Below are 21826 nucleotides of genomic sequence, written 5' to 3' on the forward strand. Positions count from 1 at the left end.
TATTCTTATAGGTTACTAACGTTTTTATTTTTCTATCTTTGTAGATATACCAATAACTTTTAAGCATCAATAAACCTTGCATCATGAGCATTTCGTTGAATGAAGAGTCTACGTGGCTCTACTTCATCACCCATAAGCATTGAGAAGGTTTCATCAGCTCGAGCAGCATCTTCAATATGAATCTGTTTCAAAATACGATGCTCAGGATCCATAGTGGTTTCCCACAATTCCTGATAGCTCATCTCACCCAAGCCCTTGTATCGCTGAATGCCTTCACCTTTAGGAAGTTGACGACCAGCAGCTTTACCTTCTGCTAAAACTCTGTCTCGCTCAGCATCCGTATAAACGAAATCATGTGCTCCCTTACTCCACTTCAATCGGTACAAAGGTGGCATAGCAACATAAACGTATCCTGCTGTAATCATAGGACGCATGTAGCGGAAGAATAGAGTCAAATTCAAGGTTGCAATATGAGCACCGTCGACATCAGCATCAGCCATAATAATGACTTTGTGATATCGAACCTTGCTTAAATCGAAGTCTTCACCATATCCACCGCCAACAGCAGTAATTAAGGATTCAATTGTTTCAGACTTCATCATTCTGTCAATTGATGCGCGCTCAGTATTCAAAATCTTACCGCGCAAAGGCAAAATTGCTTGCGTAATAGGATCTCTACCTTGAATTGCTGAGCCACCTGCAGAATCACCCTCGACTATGAATAATTCGCACTCTTCAGGATTACTAGATTGGCAATCCTTTAGCTTATCTGGCATACCAGCTGTTTCAAAAATAGATTTACGTCTAGTATTTTCACGAGCTTTTTTAGCAGCCAAACGTGCGCGAGAAGCTTCAACAGCTTTTTGAATAATATTCTTAGCTTCGCTTGGATGAGCATCAAGCCAGTCACCAAGCTTTTCTGTCATAACTCGCTGCACAAAAGTTTTAGCTTCAGAATTGCCAAGCTTTGTTTTAGTCTGACCTTCAAACTGTGGAGTTGTAAGTTTTACAGAAACAACCGCAGTTAAACCTTCTCGAACGTCATCACCAGAAAGATTAGTATCTTTTTCTTTTAAGATATTCTTTTCACGCGCATAACGATTAATTAATGTCGTTAAAGCAGCGCGGAATCCTTCTTCGTGAGTACCACCTTCAGTAGTGGAAATCGTATTTGCAAAAGTATGAACAGCTTCAGAATAAGCAACAGTCCATTGCATAGCAATTTCTGCAGAAATACCAATTTCAAGATCTTCAGCCTCAAAATCAATAACATCTGGTTCAACTGGAACAGCTTTACGAGACTTAACTAAATAATCAACGTAATCCTTAATACCATGTTCATACTTATAACTTACGCTTTGATGCTTATTTTCATCAGTAGATTCACCATCTCCTGCAACCTCATCACCTGCCTCATCAGGCTTACGTAAATCAGTTAAGGAAATCTTTAAACCTTTATTAAGAAATGCCATCTGCTGGAATCGAGATCGCAAAGTTTCAAAATCATAAGTAGTGGTTTCAAAAATTGTTCCATCTGGCCAAAATGTTACAGAAGTACCAGTAGATTCGCCATCTTCCATTGGCTTACCCTTTGCCAAAGGAGCAGTAGGATGCTGATCTACATAAGTTTGAGTCCAGTGGAATCCTTGACGGCGAACCTCAATTTCTACACGAGTAGAAAGAGCATTTACTACAGAAATACCAACACCGTGAAGACCACCAGAAACAGCGTAACCGCCGCCACCGAACTTACCACCAGCGTGAAGCTTTGTCATAACTGTTTCAACACCAGAAACACCTTCACCTGGTACTTCATCGACTGGAATACCACGACCATCATCAACAACACGAATAGCATTATCTGGCAAAATAGTCACTTCAATGTGAGAAGCATAACCTGCCAACGCCTCATCAACAGAATTATCAACAATCTCATAAACCAGATGATGTAAACCACGAGGTCCAGTAGAACCAATGTACATACCTGGCCTAATTCTAACTGCCTCTAATCCTTCAAGAACTCGAAGATCACTTGCATCATAATGTTCAGGAGCAAGTGAATCATCAAGTTGAGCATCGTCAAGCTTATGCTCTTCGACAGCATTATCTATCGAATTATCTTCCGTGTTTGTCACTTTTTGTCCCTTCACAATTTGCCTCATATTACAAGGCTTTTACAGAGCCAACATATGCCAGAAAGCACATAAAAGGGGATTCTAGCGCTTCAACTATATTACACGACATTCTATACATATAATATTGCCTCTCGTTAATGAGAGGCCTTTTTACTATTTTTTTGAAATTATAATATTTATAAGTTAAAAAATTACCTTCTCCAAGAACCTAATCCGGTTGTAGTAGGACCTATAACTTTAATTTCTCTAATTTTAATATCCGAAAGATTATTATTAATTTTTTCTTTTAATTGAGGAAGCAAATAAGAAAGTTGAGTAGCCCATACAGCAGATTGTGCTCTAATAATAAGCACTTCATTTATAACTTGACTTATTTCACAATGATTTGCAATATTTTCACCAACTACCTCATTCCAAGAATTGCGTAATTTTGCTATATTAAGTTGCTTATTCCAATTATTATTAGACGCAAAAGATTGCAAAATACCGCAAAAAGCTCTAGGATCTCTACCTGGTTTGCCGAAATTTTCCCAAGCTTTATCTGCTCTTATAGAACGATTATTTTCTCTTTCAGCTTTTATATTAATTGGTTCAAAAATAATAGCAGGTAGTTTTCTTGTGTCTAACTTAAGTATTTTATAAACAGGAATCATAAAATAATCCTCTGAATTTAAGCAGTTCTTTGTTCTAATATACTTTTCAAAATACTGTTATGTTCTTCATAAGTATTATTAGCACTATTTTGTTGACTTAATAAATCTTCTATATTTATTAAATTATTTTTTTGAACAATACTGTTTTTTGGTATGTCACTAAGAGAAGATGTTGTAATAAAAACCTGATTTTGATTTTCTACAAAATTCAAGATTTGTTTACGCCTATTTTCATCTAGTTGAGCAAAAACATCATCCAAAATAATAATAGGTTTTTCATTATTTTTTTCTTCTAAAGCATTGCATAATGCCATTTTTGCAGCTATTGCAAGCGTCCAAGATTCTCCATTAGAAGCAAAATCTTTTGCTAACATTTTATCAAGCATAAAATCAATATCATCTCTATGAGGTCCTATAAGATTACATCCCCTAGCTAGTTCACCATCATAAATACGTTGAAAATGTTCACTTATTAGATTAAAAACGTTATTTTCTTCTTCTGCTTCTTCTTCAATTACCTCTTGAAAAGAAGGATTATATTTTAGTTCAGAATACTCTTCACTATTAGTAAGATATTTAATAATTTTATTAAAATATTTATCAAGAATTCTTACTACTTTTTGTCTAGCTTGTGTAAGAATAATTCCAGATTCAATAAATTTACCAGTCCAAATTTCTAAACCAGATAATGAAATTGGTTGATTATTATTTGAAAATTCTCTAATACTTTTTAATAATGCAGCACGCTGTTTAGAAATATGCTTAAAATTTTGCAAAATTTGAGAATAGTTTGGTAATAGTAATAATCCTGCTTGATCTATAAAAGTACGTCTAACAGTTGGATCTCCAGAAATAAGTAATTGATCACTAGGCGTAAAAGAAACTACTGGTAAATGGCCTAAAATATCTCTCATATAAAGGGATTTTCCGTTATTAATACGAGCCCTATTTGTTCCTTTTAAAAAAATATTAACTTCATAAGTTGTTTCTTCATCATTTTTACGCGTATTTAGTCTTATAGTGGATTTTTCATATCCTTTTCTTATAAGAGGCAATGTTGAAGAAGTACGATGACTTATTCCAGTACCAACAAATTCGAGAGATTCAACAATATTTGTTTTGCCAAGACCATTGTTGCCGTAAATAATATTAATTCCTGGTTTGCAATCAAAAATTATATGATTCCAAGAACGAAAAGTATCAAGGGCAATTCTCGAAATATACATTTCTTTATTACCCTTTCTTTGAAAAATAAAACATAAAAAATTGTGATATTACATTCTACAGTAAAAAGATGCTGCAACAAAATGTAATATCACAATTAATATTAAAAACTAATTATTAAAACGCATAGGAACAAGCAAATAACGGTAATTCATAGATTCTTCACCGTCTGATTCTTGTTGACCATTAAATTCAACAGGTTTTACTGCAGTTGCCATTTTCATATGAACAAATGGTTCAGTAATTGCACTTAAACCTTCAATTAAATATAAAGGATTAAAAGCAACCGTAATTTTTTCACCATCCATGTCAATGTCAAGAACTTCTTTTGCTTGAGATTCTTCAGCAGCACCAGCACTTAAAGTTAATTCTTGATTTGCAAAAGTCATTCTAATAGGAGCATTCTTTTCTGCTACCAAAGAAACTCTTTTAATAGAATTAATTAAATCTTGTCTATTAATAACAGCGTGAATTGGATAGTCATCAACAAAAAGCCTATCTACAGAAGGAAATTCGCCATCAATAAGTTGTGAAGTACTATTTCTACCAGAATTTTCAAAACCTAGTAATGTTGGATCTTTTTCGTCAAAATCAATAATAACGTTCTGATGATCATCAAAAGAGCGAGCAATATCTCGTAATAAAGTACCACGAACAAGAGTTACAGAATTAGTATTTTCATTTTTTGGAGTCCACTTAAAAGTAGAACGAGATAAACGGAATCTATCAGTTGAAGTCATAGTAACAGTGTCATCTTCAAACTGCATTCGAATGCCTGTTAAAACTGGTCTATTTTCTTCTCTAGAAATAGAAACAGAAGCCTGATTAACTGCTTGAATAAATGTTGGGGCATCAACTTGACCCAACTTATTAGGAAGAGCAGGTAAATCAGGATATTCTCCTAAAGGCATAAGTTGAAGAGTAAATGTTGATTTTCCAGAAGTAATAGTTAATAAATTGTTTTCTGAACTTAAATAAGTATTTTCTGCAGGAAGGGACTTTGTAATATCGGCCATTAATTTGCCTAGTACAAGTACACTACCTTCTTCATCAATGCCAGCTTCAATATGGTTTAGGCTAGAAATTTGATAGTTGAAGGCAGAAAGTTGCAGTGTTCCATTTGTTGCTTCAATTTTTAGACCTGCAAGAATAGGGTTTGCAGGCCTAGAATCTATAACGCGTGTAGTCCAAGCTACAGCATCAGCAAATGATGCAGAGTTGACTTCTACTTTCATGCTTCCTCTTTTCGTTTAAAGTCTGCAATCATTCTACAGTATTAGTGCACATATCTGTAGTCTTTAAAATTTATAAGCTCACAAAGATTTATAAATTTTATTAATAAATAAGTAAATAAAGTAGTAGTCATAATAAAAGCTGTGTATATGTGGAAAACTCTTATTTAGGCGCGTAATATATAGGTTATTAACATTTTAAAGCTGTTAATAAGTGTCTAACAATAATGTGTACAAGTTGTCGAGTTATCCACAGTGAAAGCTATTTTTTAATGTATTAACATTTTCAAAGCTCTTATACACGACTTATTAACATTTAAAAACGGCGTTTTCCACGAGTTATACTCAGCTTTTACCCACATTTGTTATTAAGTATGTGGATAACTTTAAAAAAATTTATAAACAAATCTTCATAAAACAGTGGAAAAGTTATTTTTAATTCCTATGATCTACAGGATTTTGTTTTAACCTAACCGTTAATTCCATAACATAATTGTAAATTTCCTGCTTTTCCTGCATCTCTCCACTTACACGAGTATAAGCGTGCATTACAGTTGTATGATCTCTACCACCAAAAACTTCGCCAATATCAACCAAGCTCATACTTGTCATCTCTCGAGCAAGATACATAGCAATTTGACGCGCAAGAGCAACATTTTTTGTACGCTGACGACCAACAAGTTCATCAAATGTCATATGGAAGTATTGAGCAACTTGACTAATAATATCAGTTGGACGAACTTCAATATCTGTAGCAAAAAAGTCTTGTAAAGCTTGTTCTGCTAAAGCTTTACTTACAGGCTGATTACTTAAAGATGCTACAGCTGTAACGCGAGTTAAAGCACCTTCAAGTTCTCGAATATTTTCAGTAAATCTTTCTGCAATTAAATCAAGCACATCACTTGGAACATTACAGTGATTCATTGAAGCCATCATTCTTAAAATTGCAATACGCGTTTCCAAGTCTGGCGGCTTAATGTCTACGGTAAGACCAGATTCAAACCTGGAAATTAAACGAGCTTCAAATCCTTTAAGATTTTTTGGAGCAACATCTGAAGCAATAACTATTCGCTTATTTGCCTGGTATAAGGAATTAAAAGTGTGGAAGAATTGTTCAAGAGTTGCTTCTTTTCCGCCCAAGAATTGGATGTCATCAATAAGAAGAACATCAACTTCTCGATAACGCCTATTAAATTCAGCTATTTGACCTTGACTTTGATTAGGTGTTTGAAGAGCTTCAATAAATTCGTTAGTAAATTCCTCGCTAGTAACGTAACGAACCTTAAGCGAAGTGTCTTTTACTAAAGCATAATTGCCAATTGCATTAAGCAAGTGAGTTTTACCAAGACCGGATCCACCATAAATACATAAAGGATTAAAATCTCGTCCGGATCCTTCGGCAACAGCAAGCGCTACCGTTCTAGCAAAACGATTTGAATCTCCCGGAACGAATGTGTCAAAAGTTGCGCAAGTATTTAAATGCGTAATCGCATCTCTCTGCACAGAAACAGTTTGTTGTGGAGATTGTGCAGAAGATGAAGAGATTTGTGTTTGTTTAAGAGTTGATAATCCAGTAGCATTATCAAAATCTGGTTGCAAAGTAGAATTTGATGAAATTTTTTTATTATTAACCATTTCACTAACAAATTCAGACGAAGCAAGGTTAGAAGATCTTGATAATAAATTTTCAGAATCTTGACTTGGAATAGTAACAACAGGAGGAACAGCTGCAGCTGAAATATTATTATTTAAATTAGCTGCACGATTGTTTTGCTGAGATAATTCAGATGCTCCATTTGTTACAGAATTATTCTGAAAATTAGAGTTAGGAACAATTTTAAAAGCAGGAAACATGTCTTTGCCTGTACAAATTTTTAGAGCTGTTAAAAGTGGAGAATTAAGCTCGTTTTGCAAAGCCTGCTGTGCTTCCGCATTCGACACGCACAAAACAATAGTCGTTCCAAAGATTGCTTCCGGTGTTACACCTTCAAACCAACCCTTATCCCTAGCGGTTAAAAGGGCATTATGCTGCAAGACAGTAAGCGTATTAGACCAAATTGATTCAGCTTCCGATTTATGTTCGCCTAATGTATCAGCCATTTCACCCCCAACCTGTGATTAGTGCGTAGCAATTGCCATTCGCGCGCACATGTTTTCAAAGTGTCAGTAAATCATGTTTACTCTGACCCTACGAAGTTATCCACCGTCTAGCGTGTTGAAATTGCTCAATTGTGAATAACATGTGTGTAATTTGTGGATAAGTTAGTACTGAGATTTTGGCTATTTTTCAACGTTTTTAATAAATAATAAAATGTAATAAAAGTGTGAACAAAATGTTTTTTAGTGTATCTAAACAAGTTAAATAAATGCTCAAAAAATATGGAGTTTTGACTATTGGTGAGGGGTAAGAGTATTTTAGTAGAGCTTGACTCATACGGGGCCATGCTTTTGCATGGTTGAATACAGGAGCATATTTATGAAGAGGACATTCCAGCCAAATAACCGTCGTCGTCACATGAAGCACGGCTTCCGCGTTCGTATGCGTACGCGTGCTGGCCGCGCCGTAATCAATCGTCGTCGTGCCAAGGGTCGCAAGACACTGTCTGCCTGAGTTAAGGTAGCGTCGTAAAACATGGAAAGGCTGAAAAGCCACCGCGATTTTGTTGCGGTTCTAAAGAAGCGACGCAAAGTGAGTTCGCGAGATATCGTCGCGCATTATGTGATGCGTGACGATACGTCCCTTAAGAACACACCTAACGAAGATAGAAGTGTGAGTTTAGATTGTATTGCCACGGGTTTTGGAAATAGTATTCCCGCGGCATTTTCTGATACCTTAACGCCTTCTCAAAATAGTGAGGATGCCAAGAGGTTAGGTCTTGCTGTATCTAAATCGGTAGGTAAAGCTGTAATTCGCAATAAAGTGAAGCGCAGACTTAGGGTTATTGCTAAAGATTGTGAATCATTACTACCTTACGGATGTGATGTTGTGTTACGTGCAAAACCGACTGCAGCAGAATCATCATTTGATTCGTTGCATAGGCAGATAGAAAAACTTTTTGCTAAAATTAGTGAATTATTAAAAACTGTGCATGAGCATGACCTTCACGAAGCAGTTAAAAATAACTGACAGAAATAACTGATTTTTAATAAAGGCATGGTGACCATTATGATGCGTAGCAAGAAAAGCTATATTGCTCGCGGAATAATTCGCGCCATACGCTGGTATCAGAAGAAAATTTCTGCAAATAGACCAGCTTGCTGCAGATACTACCCCACATGTTCTAGATATGCTATAGAAGCTGTTTCTCGCTATGGTGCATTAAGAGGTGGTATTCTTGCAGTATTAAGGCTACTTCGCTGCAGACCATGGACCAGTTGCAGTATTGATGATGTGCCACGTAAATATTCAATCTTTTACCGTTGCGCTTGGTCTAAAGCGCATGAAGAGCCACGGCTAACTCCCTTGGCTGAAGAAGACAAGGAAAACTAATGTTTAATCAGGATCACTTCTTACTTGATAATGGATTATTAGGATGGTTCTATAAGATTCTTACTCCAATTGAATGGCTTATGACTCAGGTAATGACCTTGTGCCATAAGTTCCTAGTTCTTATTGGTATGAACGAAATTGGATTTTCTTGGGTCTTCTCAATAGTTTTCCTTGTGCTTGTTGTGCACGCATGCATATTCCCAGCTTTTATAAAAAGCATTAAAGGCATGCGTAACATGCAGGCTATTGCGCCTAAAATGAAGAAAATTCAGCAAAAGTATAAGGGTAAAAATGATGCTGCAAGCAAGGAAGCAATGCAGCGAGAAATGATGAAGCTGTATCAGGATAATAATGCTAATCCTGCAGGAAGCTGCTTGCCTATGATGATTCAAGGTCCTGCGTTCATGAGCATTTGGTACACGCTTTCGGTTATCCCTTTTATTGCTCGAGGAAAGCATGCCGCTCTTGGCGCTTTTGATGCTGCAACAGCTCAGCAGTTTATAAAAACTCACGTATTTGGAGTAGGCGTTGCAGACACATTTATGACTGTTCAACTAACAGGCAAAATCGTAATAGTAATATTTGTTGTACTTATGTGTGCAGCAATGTGGTACATGCAATTTAACAATATTCGTAAGAATCTTCCTCCAGAGTCTAAGCAAGGTAGTCAATACACCATGCAAAAACTCATGATGTGGGGATTCCCGCTGATTTATGTTTTCTCCGCATTTGCTCTTCCGTTTGCAATGCTTGTTTATTGGTTGGTTAACAACATTATGAATATGCTTCGCTCTATTTGGCAGGTATATGCTTTCCCAACTCCTGGCTCTCCTGCAGCTGAAGAGAAAGAGAAGAGAGATTACAAAAAAGAAACAGAGCGCAGAAAGCGTGAAGGTTTACCTTCTATTGAAGAAGAAAATCTTCAGAAAGCGCGCGAAGAGGCTGAACGCAGGGAAACTGAAGGATTCCAGCGTAAGCAGCCACAACGCAAGCGTAAAGTATCAAAAAAGTAGTAATTAAATATGTTAAGCGCTTAATAAAGGTGATTAAATAACTCTTTAAAAATTATTTATTTGGCTTTATTATCCGCTAAACTAGACTTCAGAATTTTGCAACGTGAATTTTTAAGTCACGATAAGGAGTAAGTAATGGTACAAGACGATAAGAAGACGGTTGACCAGCTCAACGAAGAAGCTGATATTGCTGCCGATTATTTAGAAGGTTTGCTTGATATTGCTGATTATGAAGGCGATATTGAGATGGGCATTCGCAATAATCGTCCAATGATTCAGATTGTTGCAGACGATGACACTGATATTAAGCATTTAATCGGTCGCGAAGGCGAAGTTGTTGATGCTTTGCAGCAGTTAAGCAGGCTTGCGGTTCAGCAAAAAACTGGTGATCGTTCTCATCTTATTGTCGATGTTGATGGTTTTTTGAAGCGTAAGCGCCAACATTTGCGCGATATTGCTTTGGATGCGGTTGATGAAGTTCGCGAAACTGGTGAATCCGTAGATTTAAAGCCAATGAATTCCTTTGAGCGCAAGGTTATTCATGACACTGTTCGAGATGAGGGTTTGCGTTCTCGTTCGCACGGTGAAGAACCACATCGTTATGTGACTGTTTATTTGCCTGCTAGGTCTGAAGAAGATGTGGTTGATGAAATCAACGATACGATTTCTTCTGATGACGAATATGTAGAGGAATAATTTTAAAGGCTTCATTTAAAATATTCTATTGCTTTCTAAATGTAATTTTTGGAAAAGCATTTAGAAGAAAGTGTTTATAATACAGCGTAAAGTAACATTTTTTAACAAAAAATGTTTAATTATGTTACTTTATATTTTAATAGATTTAGATATTTAGAAAATACCAAGATACGAATAAGTGTGGGGAAAATGGTCGATAATCAATCTACTCAGATGGCAGAAAACACTCAGCCTGTGATTGATGAATTAGAAAATTCTCCATTGCTAAATGATGTTCTTGGTAGTGCACTCCCTCAATGTTCCGTGTTTCACGTGAAACTGCAAAAAGAAGGTTTGATACGAGGACTTGTCGGTCCCCGAGATATGGGAATTTTATGGGAACGACACATATTAAATTCTGCAGCAGTTGTGCCTTTTGTTCGCAAAGTCGCGGAAAAAAGTAAGCAAAAAAGAGTTGCTGACGTTGGAAGCGGCGGAGGATTTCCTGGTTTAGTTTTAGCTGCTTGCTTGCCTGACTATGACATTACATTAATTGAACCAATGGAGCGTCGCGTGGATTGGTTGCGCGAGTGTATTGCCCTTATGGGGTTAAAAAACGTTACTATATTTCACGGCAGATCAGACGAAGTTATTGAAAAAATTAAATCACATGAGATTCCTGCGTTTGATGTAGTAACGTGCAGAGCTGTAGCTCCTATGACAAAATTGGCTGGATGGACTATTCCTTTATTAAAAGCGCATGGAAGTTTAGTTGCCTTAAAAGGTAAGTCTGCTAAAGCAGAAGTAGAAAAAGCTGCAAAAATGATTCGCAAAGCTGGTGGTGCAAATCCTCGCATTCTTGAAGCACCTGTTGCTCCTGGCTTGCAGCCGACTACAGTCGTAGTAGTTGATAAAGCTTGATTTTTAATTAAATTTGTGTTTGCGCAAATACTTGCTTTATGTGGCGCGAGTTTATTTTCGATGTTCTTGGCTTTCGCCTATGAGTTTTGTAACTGATTTAGTTTTTTGTTTTTGACGAGGCTGGAAAATTTGTGTTTGCGTGCGTCCCGTCCTTCGGGCGCTCTGGCTGCTAAAAGCGCTTATTGTGTTCGCCTATATTTAAAGAATGTAGCTTCTCAGTCCTCTTTTAGCACTGAACACAATTTTTCCAGCCTCTCAACACATTAAACACCAACACAAAACTCATAGACTCGCTAAGTTTGTTACGCAACTGCGTGGTTTACTAAGTGCAACTAGAGTAGCGAAATTAAGCTGCGGGTGGGTGCGTTGTTTGTGTGCTTGGTGTGGAGTGTGCAGCAGCACGGATGTTAGTGTTCTATGATTAGAAAAATGTGTAGTTAGTTATGGAATAAGGTGTTGATGTTTCATGTGAAACATTACGTGATTTTAGTTTTTTATGTCCATAGAAACAAGGAAACTTAATAGACGTATCGTATTTTTAGGCATTTTCATTACTATGCGGGGGTGATTGTCGTGGAATCAGCTGAAGAAACGATTCAACGTATTTTTGGAGATTCAAAATCTTCCTTAGGTATTGAATTGGCAAATTTAACATCGCGCTTTCATGCCCTCGAAAAAGTGAAGTATCCTAAGCCGGAAAAAACTCGTTTTATTGCAGTTGCAAATCAAAAAGGCGGTGTTGGTAAAACAAGTTCAGCTGTTAATCTTGCTGCAGCTATGGCAGTTGGCGGATCTCGCGTGTTACTAATTGATATGGATCCGCAAGGCAATGCGTCTACTGCATTAAATACTCCACATTCTTCTGGAGATTTGTCAGTTTATGATGTAATTGAAGGTCGTAAAACTATTGCTGAAGTAAAAAAAGCTTGTCCGGACGTAGAAGGTCTTGATGTAGTTCCAGCATCTATTGATTTAAGCGGTGCTGAATTAGAGCTTGCTGAGATGGATAATCGCAACAATCTTTTGAAGAATGCTCTTTCTGATTATCTTAATAATTGTGAAGAGCCTTATGATTATGTGTTTATCGATTGCCCTCCTTCACTAGGTTTGTTGGTTATTAACGCTATGTGTGCAGCACAGGAAATGCTTATTCCTATTCAAGCAGAATATTATGCTTTGGAAGGTTTAGGTCAACTTATTAGAACAATTGGATTGGTGCAACAGCATTATAATCCTATTTTAACTGTTTCGACTATGCTGGTAACAATGTTTGATAAGCGCACATTATTAGGGCGTGAAGTTTTTCAAGAAGTTAAAAAACATTATCCGAATATTGTTCTTGAAACGACTATTCCTCGCACTGTAAAAATACCTGAGGCTCCTAGCTTTAATCAAAGCGTAATAACTTATGATCCTCATGGAGCTGGCGCAATATCGTATCGTGAAGCAGCATTAGAAATTGCTAAGCGATCCAAGACTGTATTATCTGTTATTGCGGAAAAACAAGATAATAATAAGTAAGAACAACAAGAGGAGATAATAATGAGTGTAAGTAAGTCTCGTTTAGGCAAAGGCTTAGGTGCATTATTCCCAGCTTTACCTGGCGAAGATGCTCTTGTTGATTCATCTATAAAACTGCAAGACAGTGTTTCACATGAAACATCTTCCGAAAATGATTTGCAAAAAAGAATTCTTTAGAAAAGCAAAATAAAAACACAGAACATGTTTCACGTGAAACTGTAAAAAAAGACAGCAATAGCGAAAAAAGTGTTTCACATGAAACAAAAGTCCCTAGCATGAGAAATTCTATTTCGCCACACGCGAATGTAGATAACAATAAAATAAAGAATGTTTCACGTGAAACTGCGCAGTTGTTGCAGGGTAGTGAACAAGGTGAAAAGCATGTTGGAAAGCATGCTCATAAACGTTCTGCAATGCCATCTCTTGGAGATGTAACTCGCCCAATTGACTTCTTCTTTTCTGACTCAACTTCACCTAATTTCAAGCTGGATAAGCAAAAAAATGCTGAGTCTAATAACCTTGAAAAAGGCGCAGAAAATCAACAATTAAAGCCAATTAAAGGCGGTTATTTAGATTATTTGAAGCCTCTTGATATTGTTCCTAATGCGCATCAGCCTAGAACTATTTTTGACGAAGATGAATTGCGCGAGCTTGCATCTTCAATTAAAGAAGTCGGTGTGCTTCAACCTATAGTTGTTAGACCAATTAAAGACGCTGATAAGAATAATAAAGAAATTGCACATTACGAACTTATTATGGGCGAGCGTCGTTGGAGAGCTTCTCAAATTGCGCAACTTGACACAGTGCCAGCAATCGTTAGAACTACGTCTGATGAAAATATGTTGCGCGATGCGCTTCTTGAAAATCTTCACCGCGTAGCTTTGAATCCTTTGGAAGAGGCTGCCGCTTATTCTCAAATGATTGACGATTTTGGATTGACACAAATTCAGCTTTCTAAATCTGTTTCAAAGTCTCGTCCGCAAATTGCCAATACTTTAAGGCTTCTTAATTTGCCTGCTAGTGTTCAAAAGCATGTTGCTTCCGGAGTTCTTTCTGCAGGCCATGCTCGCGCATTGCTTGGATTAGAAAAGCCGGAAGATATGGAGGAGCTTGCTAATCGTATTATTTCTGAAGGATTGTCGGTTAGAAGTACTGAGGAAATTGTTTCATTAAAAACAGAGCATCCTGCTAACGGTGTGACTCGTACGCGCGCTAGAAGAAATAACTACTGGTCTTCTTCGCCTATTCGTCAGCAGCTTGAGGAGCGTTTTGCTACGAAAGTTGCTATTAAAGGCACGCAGAACCACGGCAGAATTGAAATAGTATTCTCATCTCCGGAAGAAATGAAGCGTATTATTAATCTTCTTTCTCATTAAGATACGCCTGCGCGTCAAGAGCTGCTCTGCACCCCATGCCGGCTGCAGAAATAGCCTGTCGGTACACGCTATCTACAACATCGCCCGCAGCAAAAACTCCGTCTACAGAGGTTCTAGTTGAAGCGCCGTCAACCGCAATGGTTCCGTCTTCATTTAGTCTTAATGCGCCATTAAGGAACTTTGTTGCGGGAGTATGCCCTATTGCAACGAATAATCCTGAAGACTCAATCTCTTGCGTTTCTCCCGTAGCAACATTTCTAATAGTTAAAGATGTTGCTTCTTTGCTGTCGCCGTGCACTTCTTCTACAACACTGTTAAGTATGAAACTAATTTTTTCGTTCTCTTTTGCGCGATCAACCATAATTTTAGAAGCTCTAAACTCGTTGCGTCTATGAATTAAAGTCACAGAAGATCCAAATCGAGAAAGGAATTGTGCTTCTTCGAAGGCTGAATCTCCGCCGCCAACTACCGTAATTGGTTTACCACGGAAGAAGAATCCATCGCAGGTTGCACAATATGAAACTCCTCGCCCAGAGTATTCCTGCTCTCCAGGCACGCCCAATTTGCGTACTGTAGAGCCCGTAGAAACAATAACAGCCTCTGCCTCATAAGTTATACCATCTTCGGTTGTAACGCGCTTTACAGGGCTATTAAAGTCTACAGAAGTAACGTCGCTTAAAATAACTTCAGCACCAAATTTTTCGGCCTGCTTTTGCATTGCGTCCATTAAATCTGGTCCCAAAATTCCTTCTGGGAATCCTGGATAATTTTCTACCTCTGTAGTATTAACTAATTGGCCGCCAGGGGTTAAGGCTCCAGCTATAACAAGTGGATTGTATCCAGCGCGACCCAAATATATTGCAGCAGTATATCCAGCAGGTCCGGATCCAATAATAATAACTTTGTGAATTTTATTTTCCATTCGTTATTTATCCTTACTTGTTATTCACAGGGGTTTATTTGGTTAATTATTTATATTTATTTGACTATTGCAAAATTAGTAAAGCTTTACAGAATTAATATAAAGACTGTTCTTAGGCATAGTATCCTTTGGAACCCAAAGCATAAAGTCTTGCGATTTTACAATCTTTTTAAGCTTCACATCAGTTGTTCCGCTTTCGTCAAAAGTAAATTCTGCAAGCTGCGTGCCTTCTCTAGGATCATCTTTTGTATTTGCAAGCAAGAAGGCGTGTCCGCCTGAGGTTCGTATTGAAATAACAAAACGATACACAGTTTGAGGCTCTGTTAAGTGAATGTAGTAGCCGTATCCAGGTTGTTGTGCAGGGAAGCTAAGGAACTGATAGCGATCTGCCTTATAGGCAACAGTGTTCGTAGGAATTTTAGGTTTTGGAACAGCCTTTACCTGTTTTCTTCCTATGTGCTTCTTTGCCTGCTGCTTTTCTTGTGGCAGCACTCCTTGGCTTCCAAAAGGCACATTTTCAACGGTTGTGCTATCCCAAGAACCATTATTGCTAAGACTGTCTTGGCTTTCATGTGTTCCAAATAAACCATGTATTGCTAAAGCTAATCCAATAATAAGAAGCAAGCATACGGCGCCAATTGCAATAACTTTTGTTGAAAGACCAAACCATATTTTTGCATTAGCAATGGCATCTGTACCATTTGGATTATTCTTATTTTTATTGTGTAAATCAGCAGATTTCTCGCGAGGCTGGAAGCTAGGTGGCAATGAAGGGGAGCTTGTTTTAAGAGCATCTTCGGCTTGATTATTATTAATTTCATTCTGCAGTGCTCGCGCAGATTCTTCGCCAGGAGCAATAAACCTACCTCGGGTATCGACTACTGGTACGCGACCAGTAGATTCAGCTTCTGAAGTTAAGCTTTGCGGTCTTGACATAAGCTCTGTATGCTGAGCATTCTCTGCAAGTAAATGTTCAAAATCAAAGCTAGCAGCAACACCAGTTTCGGTTAAATCATCTCTTTGACTTTGATTGCGAGAATTATTAGCACGATTAAGAACATTTCGAGAAGTAGCAGATTCAGGAAAATGCTTATATGATGCAGATAAAGTTGGGAAAATAGCGTCATCAGTATCTAAATCCGTAGGAGCAAGAATACTTGCCATTTCTGCAGCTGCAATATCGTGAAAGTCAATGTCAGTATTGGTGTTTGTATCTTCGTCAAAATCATCATCAACTTTTTTGTTGGAAGAATTAGCATTATTTCGCTTAAGAAGTGAGCCAAGTGTTCTGCCAGCATTCTTAAAACTGCTACTAATCTTTGCAGCTCCACTATTTTCGGCAGATTCAGAATTGTTGGACGAGTCTTGCAAATTAAGAGAATTAGCATTTTGCTCATTTGCTTGCTGCATAAACTGAGCGTCAAACTGTTCTTCGCTTTGTGTTAAACCTTCTGGCAAAGGAAGAATTACATCATCTTTTGCGCTAAGTAAACGAGCATTGCTAATAGATGCAGCACTTGTTTTATTACTAAACTCAATATCTTTATTAGAAAGCTTAGAAATAGGCGTGTATGAACCCAAAAGCGCCATCAACTCAGCAATAGAAGCCATAGGAACTATATGATTATTCTCGTTAGCGTCTAAACTTCGTGTGCAAATCATCCTAAATTCTGAAGGAGTATCATTGGCAAGCATAGAAGCGTCAAAATGCGCTTGTATGCGCGAAGAAGTTCTAGTAAGAAGAGCATAAAGTAAAGAAGCAAGTTGACGAGTAGCAGCGTGCTCTATGCCTTCGCTTGCTGTAGTTTCTTCGCTATTTTGCGATTTAGTTATGTCTTCTAAAAGTGGGCTTACAGCAGTATCTGCAAGTTCAATGCCGTTAGGAGTAATACGAACAGTGTCGCTTGAAACAGCGTGATGAGTTATGTTATTTGAAAGAAGTTTGCTTAATGCTTGAGCTGTTTCGGCAACAATTGTTCTTATAGCTTCGTAGCTTAATGGGGTTTCTTTTTTAGCTAAATAATCGCTAACTGTAATACCGCGATCGAGAGCTGTAACAATAAGAGCAATCGAATCATGATGTTGAAGCTGCAAAACCTGAGTGAATTTAGTGCTGCGAGATAACGCCAAAGTAGAAGCAATCGTATTAACTTCTGGCAAAAAACGAGAATCGCGCACAATAAATAGTTGGCAATCTTGAGTAAGTATGCGGTCGTTCGCCTGCCATACTTGTAGTCCAGCCTCATTGCGCAAAAGCGATACTAAAACGTATCGGTTTAGTACAATATCTCCGAGCCGAGGTTCCATTTGCTACTCATCTTCCTACGCGTGCGCAATAAACAATGACAACATTTTTTAACTACAATCTAATTGTACTTATGAAATGACAACTTATGTACAGTAATTTTGTTGATATTGTAATAATTTCTAAAACAACTACAGAATTACATAATAAAGTCTGATTGTAAATAGAAATATTACAAATTATGCTTGTCTGTTTACTTATTTGGCATCTTACCGGATCGAACTACTCGTGCAGTACGATTAGCTTGCTTTTGCTCAGATTGTTTGCGAGCAGCGTCTTCAAAAATTTTTGCAAGAGGAATAAGCGCAGGAATTTTCTTAGAAAGTTTGCTAATTATTGGTGAAGATAAATCAATAAGTTCGCTAGTTTTCAAAAGAAGAAGAACAGCAAGATAAATAATCGCAATAATAATTGTTGTAATTGCGCAAACAAGTAAAGCGTTGAACCACCTCAACACTCCGTGCAAATGTGGGGAATTAATAGTAAAAACTTGTAAAAGAGGTTCTCGTACAACAAGACCTATAAAAACAGAAATTAGTGCAGACACAACAATTTTTACATGCGTGGTTATAAGTCTTTTTTCGTCTAAATCCTTGTTAAAACGATTTCGCAACATGTGAACAAGAGAAGGGAAAGTCAGGAAATAACTTATTGAAACACAAGCTCCTAAAGCTGTTACCCAGCATGTAGGAGGAAGCAAATTAACACAAGATACAAACGCAATAATCTCAGTAAAAAGCTGAGCAAAAGCAAAAATAAACGGGCTTTTGCCATCTTCAAACGCAAAGAACGTGCGTTGAATAATCAAATAACTACTTGTAAGTGGTAATCCGAACGCAAGCATTGTAAGAGGAGCAGCCATAAGATTAGCCTCTTGCAAACTTATAGACGGGATCAAAGCTAACGAAATAGGAGTTGGGATAACAATAAAAACAACCGTAAAGAAGCACATTATTAAACTTACGTGCCTAAGTGCTTCGCTTAAATCTTTGCGTGCGTCATTTAAATCATGATTTGCAATAGCCAGCGAAATTTTAGGGAAAATAGCTGTTGCTACAGACACTGCAACTAATGAATAAGGAAGCAAAAACATTGTGTAAGCATTTTGGTATGTGGCATTACCAGCCACCTCAAACTGGTCTAATCCTAAACGCTGTTCTGCAACAAATGGGACGCTTGTTGTTATATGCGTAGTAATCATAACAACTATTTGCGTAACAACAACAATGCCCATGCTCCACGCTGCAACAGGGCCCATGGAGCGCAAGCCAATATCTCGTATACCAAAACTTGGCCGGTAGTGTATTCCGCTTTTCATTAGCGGCCAGAATAGAACTAAAGCTTGAGCAGCAACACCAAGAGTCCAAAAACCTGCCGTAAGAAGAAGAGTATTTCCGTTCCAGAAACTCAGAGGCTCTCTATTAGCTTTTCCAAAAATAAAAATGAATACGCCAAAACCTAAGCAGCTAATAATATTCGCAGCTACAGAACTCCACGCATACATTGCAAAACGGCCTTTAGCGGCAAGAACTTGCCCTAACACGGTGTATAAGCCGTAGAAGAAGATTTGTGGCATGCACCATAGCGTAAAAGCGCAAGTAAGCGTTTGCATTTCTTGGCTTCCGCCCGCGTAAAGCATTGTGAGTACAGGCGTTGCTGCAGCCATAAGAATTGTAACTGCAAGAAGTAAACCAATAGCAAAAGTAATAAGCTTATTTAAGCGCTCTTCTGCATTCTTCTTTTCCAGCGTGCGTACAATTTGCGGAACAAGCACAGCGTTAAAAATTCCACCTGAAACAAGAGTGTAAATAAGCTGAGGAATCATAGATCCAGCTTGATACGCGTTTGCAGCAAGTCCCGTGGTTCCAAGTGCTGCAGCTAGCAGAATAGTACGTATTTGCCCTGTAATTCTAGATGCGGCTGTTCCGCTAGCCATAATAACGGAATTTCTACCTACTGAACTCATTCGTCTGAATCCTTCTTACGGTTAAATTGTCTCCAAAGTCCAAGAAGACCAAGCATGAAAGCGAATATTATAATAATCGTACCGCTTTTATCACTAATTTGCAGAGTACTAGTAATAAGCGTGTGCTGAGCGCCGGAAAATGCTTGATGCTGATTATCTTCCAAAACGAAAGTAGCTTTAGTGTGAAGAGAAGTCGTAATTCGCAAAGGTAAAGTAACTTGCACTTCGCTATTTGCTGGAACTTTTACTAAAGTCTTTCTACGAGTAACAATTTCCATAACGTGCGTATCTGCAGATAAATACACTTTTACTGGATAAGCGTAAGTATTGCTGATAGTAATCGGTATACTTGCCGTTTCACTAACTGCAGTAATATCTTTTGGAGGTATTATGCGAATCCCAGAAAGTAGCTTATTTACAAAGTATTTCGCTGTGCTATTTTCGTTATAAGCTGTTTGTTGTTGTTTATGATTTGCATATTTTTTTGTTTTAGTCGGAAGACTGCTTGTTTTATTTGTTAATTCTTGCAACGCAATATCGTCGTACAAGCGTAATAAATACAATCCCCAATCTTTAGCGCTAATCCTATTTTTTGCTTTAGCAGCTTGTTTAGCTAGAGCTTGAGCGTCGCCTTCCGTATTGCGTAATTTCGTATCCTGCTCGTAATTAAGAATATTTTTAACAAAACGCGAAACTTTTTGCCTGTAAAGAATTAAATTCTTTAATTCTAATCGTCTTTCTTTGGCTGAAACTGCGTTAATTGCACTACTGTGAGGCATTGAGTGCATAAGATCATTATTTTTCCAGGAAGGCAGCTTTTCTTGTTTAATTTGTGCCATTGTATTTAAATCGCTTAGTTGCAGCCAAGGCGATTGCTCCAATGCACTCATAACGCCATCAATATTTTTTACGTCTGTTTTGTTAGAAAAAGTAATAAGAATATTGCGGTCTACGTAAGGTTGTTCCATTTGGTAGAACGCGCTTTGTGCAACTAAACGGTTTATTCTACCGGCCTGAGTGTGCTCGCTAAGAGCTGTAGAACTTGTTGCTTTGCCGTTTGCTAGCATTGTTAGCACAGATTGAGCAGATAATACGCGTACGTTTCCTGCGGGAGTTTCAACATCGTATATGCCGTTGCTAATAGCGAATTGTGAAGCTGTAGTATCAAATTCATCTGTGGAAATAACAGTGTTATAACCGTTGCGTTTTGCAAGCTCAAGCGCTGAAAGTGTCCATTTTCCTCGAGTCTGCCAAGCGTATGTGTTTTGTGATCCGTTATCAATCTTCGCAATCTGTTTCGCTTCATGAGGATGAGCATAGGAATTAGAAGTTTCAGCTATCTGCGAAGATTGTGGAATTTTTGAAGTTTGTGGAATTCTTGAATTTTTAGCAGACCATGTGTCTTCATTAATGCCAGCAGAACGATACGTTTTAGAATTGTGATCATCTGCATAAGCGCTAATATCAAAACCTGATTTTTGCATAAAAGCGTTAGGAACAAATAATAATCGAGCTGCTTGAAGCGTATTTATATCGACAATAGTCTGTAATTTATTATGCTTGCTAGCTAAATCTGCCTGCTCAAGTACATAGTGCGTATCCTGCTTATTTGCTTGCAAATTTGTTACAGCTCGACTGCTTGTGTTTGTGAAATTATCTTTTAACGCATGTTGCTTATTTGTAAGAATTGGCATAACTGCCGTAAGTTTTATTGCTGGGGATTCAGGCACATTAAATCCTGCGTTCGATCTTGTTAAGAAAGAACGAATAGATTTATATCGTGAAGAATCCTTAGAAAAATACGTGATTTTTAGAGGTTTTGGACCCCAATGCCAAATAGATTTAAGTTCTTGAGAGTCTGAGGGTATATCAAAATGGAATGTTGAAGTTTTTCCTGCTGCAACTTCGCCAATTTTTATTGAGCCGAGTATTTGCGGAGTTGGTATAAGAGATTCTCCTTGAGCCCAATTTTGCAAATCTGTTCGTGAAACAAAAGTGTAGTTGGAATTAATAGAAAGTTGCAAAATGCCTTCAGGAAGTGCTTCTGTTGTAGCTTTAACTATTGCAGTAAGATGGTAGCCACTTTTATCCGTCACAACCGGCGTAGATTGAAGAATATTAAGATCAATTCCCTTTGTGTGAGGATTTTCGTAATCGTTTTCTTTTTTCTTAGTGTTTTTACCGGATTCATCTTCTAAAGTCGTATTAGACGTAACAGCGTTTGCCGTACGTAACAATCCCACATATTTTGCGCATTGAATATTAGTTATTGCAAGAATAATGGCAAGAGACGTAATCAAAATAATAGTAAAATGCAAAACTTTTAAGCACAAAGCTCGCGCGGATTGCAATAAATTACGCATGTAAAAACATGGCTTGTGGCATGTTGAATT

At 37.6% G+C, this 21826-nt stretch carries 17 protein-coding genes and 1 pseudogene; 9 read left to right on the forward strand and 9 right to left on the reverse strand.

What is annotated here, in order from left to right; genetic code table 11:
* Positions 1–59: 59 nt before the first annotated feature.
* The 5 genes from gyrB to dnaA form a co-directional block, all read right to left on the reverse strand.
* On the reverse strand, positions 60–2135 hold the full coding sequence (gene gyrB / locus HXT35_RS03590; RefSeq protein ID WP_004126532.1) for a DNA topoisomerase (ATP-hydrolyzing) subunit B: 2076 nt from the start codon (positions 2133–2135) through the stop codon (positions 60–62).
* 191 nt (positions 2136–2326) lie between these two features.
* Complete coding sequence (locus HXT35_RS03595) at positions 2327–2788, reverse strand: DUF721 domain-containing protein (RefSeq protein ID WP_004136597.1); 462 nt, start codon at positions 2786–2788, stop codon at positions 2327–2329.
* 17 nt (positions 2789–2805) lie between these two features.
* Positions 2806–4014, reverse strand: a complete 1209-nt coding sequence (recF, locus tag HXT35_RS03600; RefSeq protein ID WP_421787867.1) for a DNA replication/repair protein RecF — start codon at positions 4012–4014, stop codon at positions 2806–2808.
* Positions 4015–4122: 108 nt separating this feature from the next.
* Positions 4123–5247: a DNA polymerase III subunit beta gene (gene dnaN, locus HXT35_RS03605; protein WP_421787869.1), complete on the reverse strand. Its 1125-nt coding sequence runs from the start codon at positions 5245–5247 to the stop codon at positions 4123–4125.
* Between the two features lie 432 nt (positions 5248–5679).
* Complete coding sequence (dnaA, locus tag HXT35_RS03610) at positions 5680–7302, reverse strand: chromosomal replication initiator protein DnaA (protein ID WP_419185101.1); 1623 nt, start codon at positions 7300–7302, stop codon at positions 5680–5682.
* 418 nt (positions 7303–7720) lie between these two features.
* Between dnaA and rpmH the strand changes: the two genes are divergently transcribed.
* From rpmH to HXT35_RS03655, 9 genes and pseudogenes are all read left to right on the forward strand, one after another.
* Positions 7721–7855 (forward strand): 50S ribosomal protein L34, encoded by a 135-nt coding sequence (gene rpmH, locus HXT35_RS03615; RefSeq protein WP_004114029.1) that lies wholly within the window; start codon positions 7721–7723, stop codon positions 7853–7855.
* 21 nt (positions 7856–7876) lie between these two features.
* Positions 7877–8371, forward strand: a complete 495-nt coding sequence (gene rnpA, locus HXT35_RS03620) for a ribonuclease P protein component (RefSeq protein ID WP_004126492.1) — start codon at positions 7877–7879, stop codon at positions 8369–8371.
* 42 nt (positions 8372–8413) lie between these two features.
* Positions 8414–8734, forward strand: a complete 321-nt coding sequence (yidD, locus tag HXT35_RS03625; protein ID WP_004126489.1) for a membrane protein insertion efficiency factor YidD — start codon at positions 8414–8416, stop codon at positions 8732–8734.
* Positions 8734–9747 carry a membrane protein insertase YidC gene (gene yidC, locus HXT35_RS03630; protein ID WP_004126486.1) on the forward strand — a complete coding sequence of 338 codons (1014 nt, stop codon included), beginning with the start codon at positions 8734–8736 and terminating at the stop codon, positions 9745–9747. Before yidD ends, yidC begins: the two co-directional genes overlap by 1 nt.
* 135 nt (positions 9748–9882) lie before the next feature.
* Positions 9883–10443, forward strand: a complete 561-nt coding sequence (locus tag HXT35_RS03635; protein ID WP_004126483.1) for a protein jag — start codon at positions 9883–9885, stop codon at positions 10441–10443.
* A gap of 189 nt (positions 10444–10632) precedes the next feature.
* The gene (rsmG, locus tag HXT35_RS03640; RefSeq protein WP_004126480.1) at positions 10633–11343 is read left to right on the forward strand and encodes a 16S rRNA (guanine(527)-N(7))-methyltransferase RsmG; all 711 of its coding nucleotides are present in this window, start codon (positions 10633–10635) and stop codon (positions 11341–11343) included.
* Between the two features lie 573 nt (positions 11344–11916).
* Positions 11917–12864 carry a ParA family protein gene (locus HXT35_RS03645; protein WP_004126477.1) on the forward strand — a complete coding sequence of 316 codons (948 nt, stop codon included), beginning with the start codon at positions 11917–11919 and terminating at the stop codon, positions 12862–12864.
* A 21-nt stretch (positions 12865–12885) separates the two neighbouring features.
* Entirely contained in the window at positions 12886–13041 is a 156-nt protein-coding gene (locus HXT35_RS03650) for a hypothetical protein (protein ID WP_421787871.1), read from the forward strand.
* A 365-nt stretch (positions 13042–13406) separates the two neighbouring features.
* Positions 13407–14240: pseudogene (locus tag HXT35_RS03655) on the forward strand (ParB/RepB/Spo0J family partition protein); the annotation flags it as partial.
* On the opposite strand, the gene trxB reads toward HXT35_RS03655, so the two are convergent.
* The 4 genes from trxB to HXT35_RS03675 form a co-directional block, all read right to left on the reverse strand.
* On the reverse strand, positions 14221–15162 hold the full coding sequence (trxB, locus tag HXT35_RS03660; protein ID WP_004126470.1) for a thioredoxin-disulfide reductase: 942 nt from the start codon (positions 15160–15162) through the stop codon (positions 14221–14223). The pseudogene HXT35_RS03655 and the gene trxB overlap by 20 nt on opposite strands.
* Before the next feature lie 75 nt (positions 15163–15237).
* Entirely contained in the window at positions 15238–17469 is a 2232-nt protein-coding gene (locus tag HXT35_RS03665) for a kinase (RefSeq protein ID WP_032843363.1), read from the reverse strand.
* 191 nt (positions 17470–17660) lie between these two features.
* Complete coding sequence (gene murJ / locus HXT35_RS03670) at positions 17661–19433, reverse strand: murein biosynthesis integral membrane protein MurJ (RefSeq protein WP_032843360.1); 1773 nt, start codon at positions 19431–19433, stop codon at positions 17661–17663.
* Positions 19430–21796, reverse strand: a complete 2367-nt coding sequence (locus HXT35_RS03675) for a DUF6049 family protein (protein WP_004126467.1) — start codon at positions 21794–21796, stop codon at positions 19430–19432. The genes murJ and HXT35_RS03675 overlap by 4 nt, the downstream gene beginning before the upstream one ends.
* Positions 21797–21826: the final 30 nt, after the last annotated feature.

It is taken from the genome of Gardnerella sp. DNF01141, assembly GCF_049244255.1.
Classification (GTDB): domain Bacteria; phylum Actinomycetota; class Actinomycetes; order Actinomycetales; family Bifidobacteriaceae; genus Bifidobacterium; species Bifidobacterium vaginale_E.

Excerpts from the sequence above, each read along its gene's own strand:
- yidD (WP_004126489.1), top strand. The coding sequence starts at position 8,414 with ATGCGTAGCAAGAAAAGCTATATTGCTCGCGGAATAATTCGCGCCATA.
- dnaN (WP_421787869.1), bottom strand. The coding sequence starts at position 5,247 with ATGAAAGTAGAAGTCAACTCTGCATCATTTGCTGATGCTGTAGCTTGG.
- HXT35_RS03675 (WP_004126467.1), bottom strand. The coding sequence starts at position 21,796 with ATGCGTAATTTATTGCAATCCGCGCGAGCTTTGTGCTTAAAAGTTTTG.
- rnpA (WP_004126492.1), top strand. The coding sequence starts at position 7,877 with ATGGAAAGGCTGAAAAGCCACCGCGATTTTGTTGCGGTTCTAAAGAAG.
- yidC (WP_004126486.1), top strand. The coding sequence starts at position 8,734 with ATGTTTAATCAGGATCACTTCTTACTTGATAATGGATTATTAGGATGG.
- trxB (WP_004126470.1), bottom strand. The coding sequence starts at position 15,162 with ATGGAAAATAAAATTCACAAAGTTATTATTATTGGATCCGGACCTGCT.
- HXT35_RS03595 (WP_004136597.1), bottom strand. The coding sequence starts at position 2,788 with ATGATTCCTGTTTATAAAATACTTAAGTTAGACACAAGAAAACTACCT.
- rsmG (WP_004126480.1), top strand. The coding sequence starts at position 10,633 with ATGGTCGATAATCAATCTACTCAGATGGCAGAAAACACTCAGCCTGTG.
- HXT35_RS03635 (WP_004126483.1), top strand. The coding sequence starts at position 9,883 with ATGGTACAAGACGATAAGAAGACGGTTGACCAGCTCAACGAAGAAGCT.
- HXT35_RS03665 (WP_032843363.1), bottom strand. The coding sequence starts at position 17,469 with ATGGAACCTCGGCTCGGAGATATTGTACTAAACCGATACGTTTTAGTA.
- murJ (WP_032843360.1), bottom strand. The coding sequence starts at position 19,433 with ATGAGTTCAGTAGGTAGAAATTCCGTTATTATGGCTAGCGGAACAGCC.
- HXT35_RS03650 (WP_421787871.1), top strand. The coding sequence starts at position 12,886 with ATGAGTGTAAGTAAGTCTCGTTTAGGCAAAGGCTTAGGTGCATTATTC.
- recF (WP_421787867.1), bottom strand. The coding sequence starts at position 4,014 with ATGTATATTTCGAGAATTGCCCTTGATACTTTTCGTTCTTGGAATCAT.
- rpmH (WP_004114029.1), top strand. The coding sequence starts at position 7,721 with ATGAAGAGGACATTCCAGCCAAATAACCGTCGTCGTCACATGAAGCAC.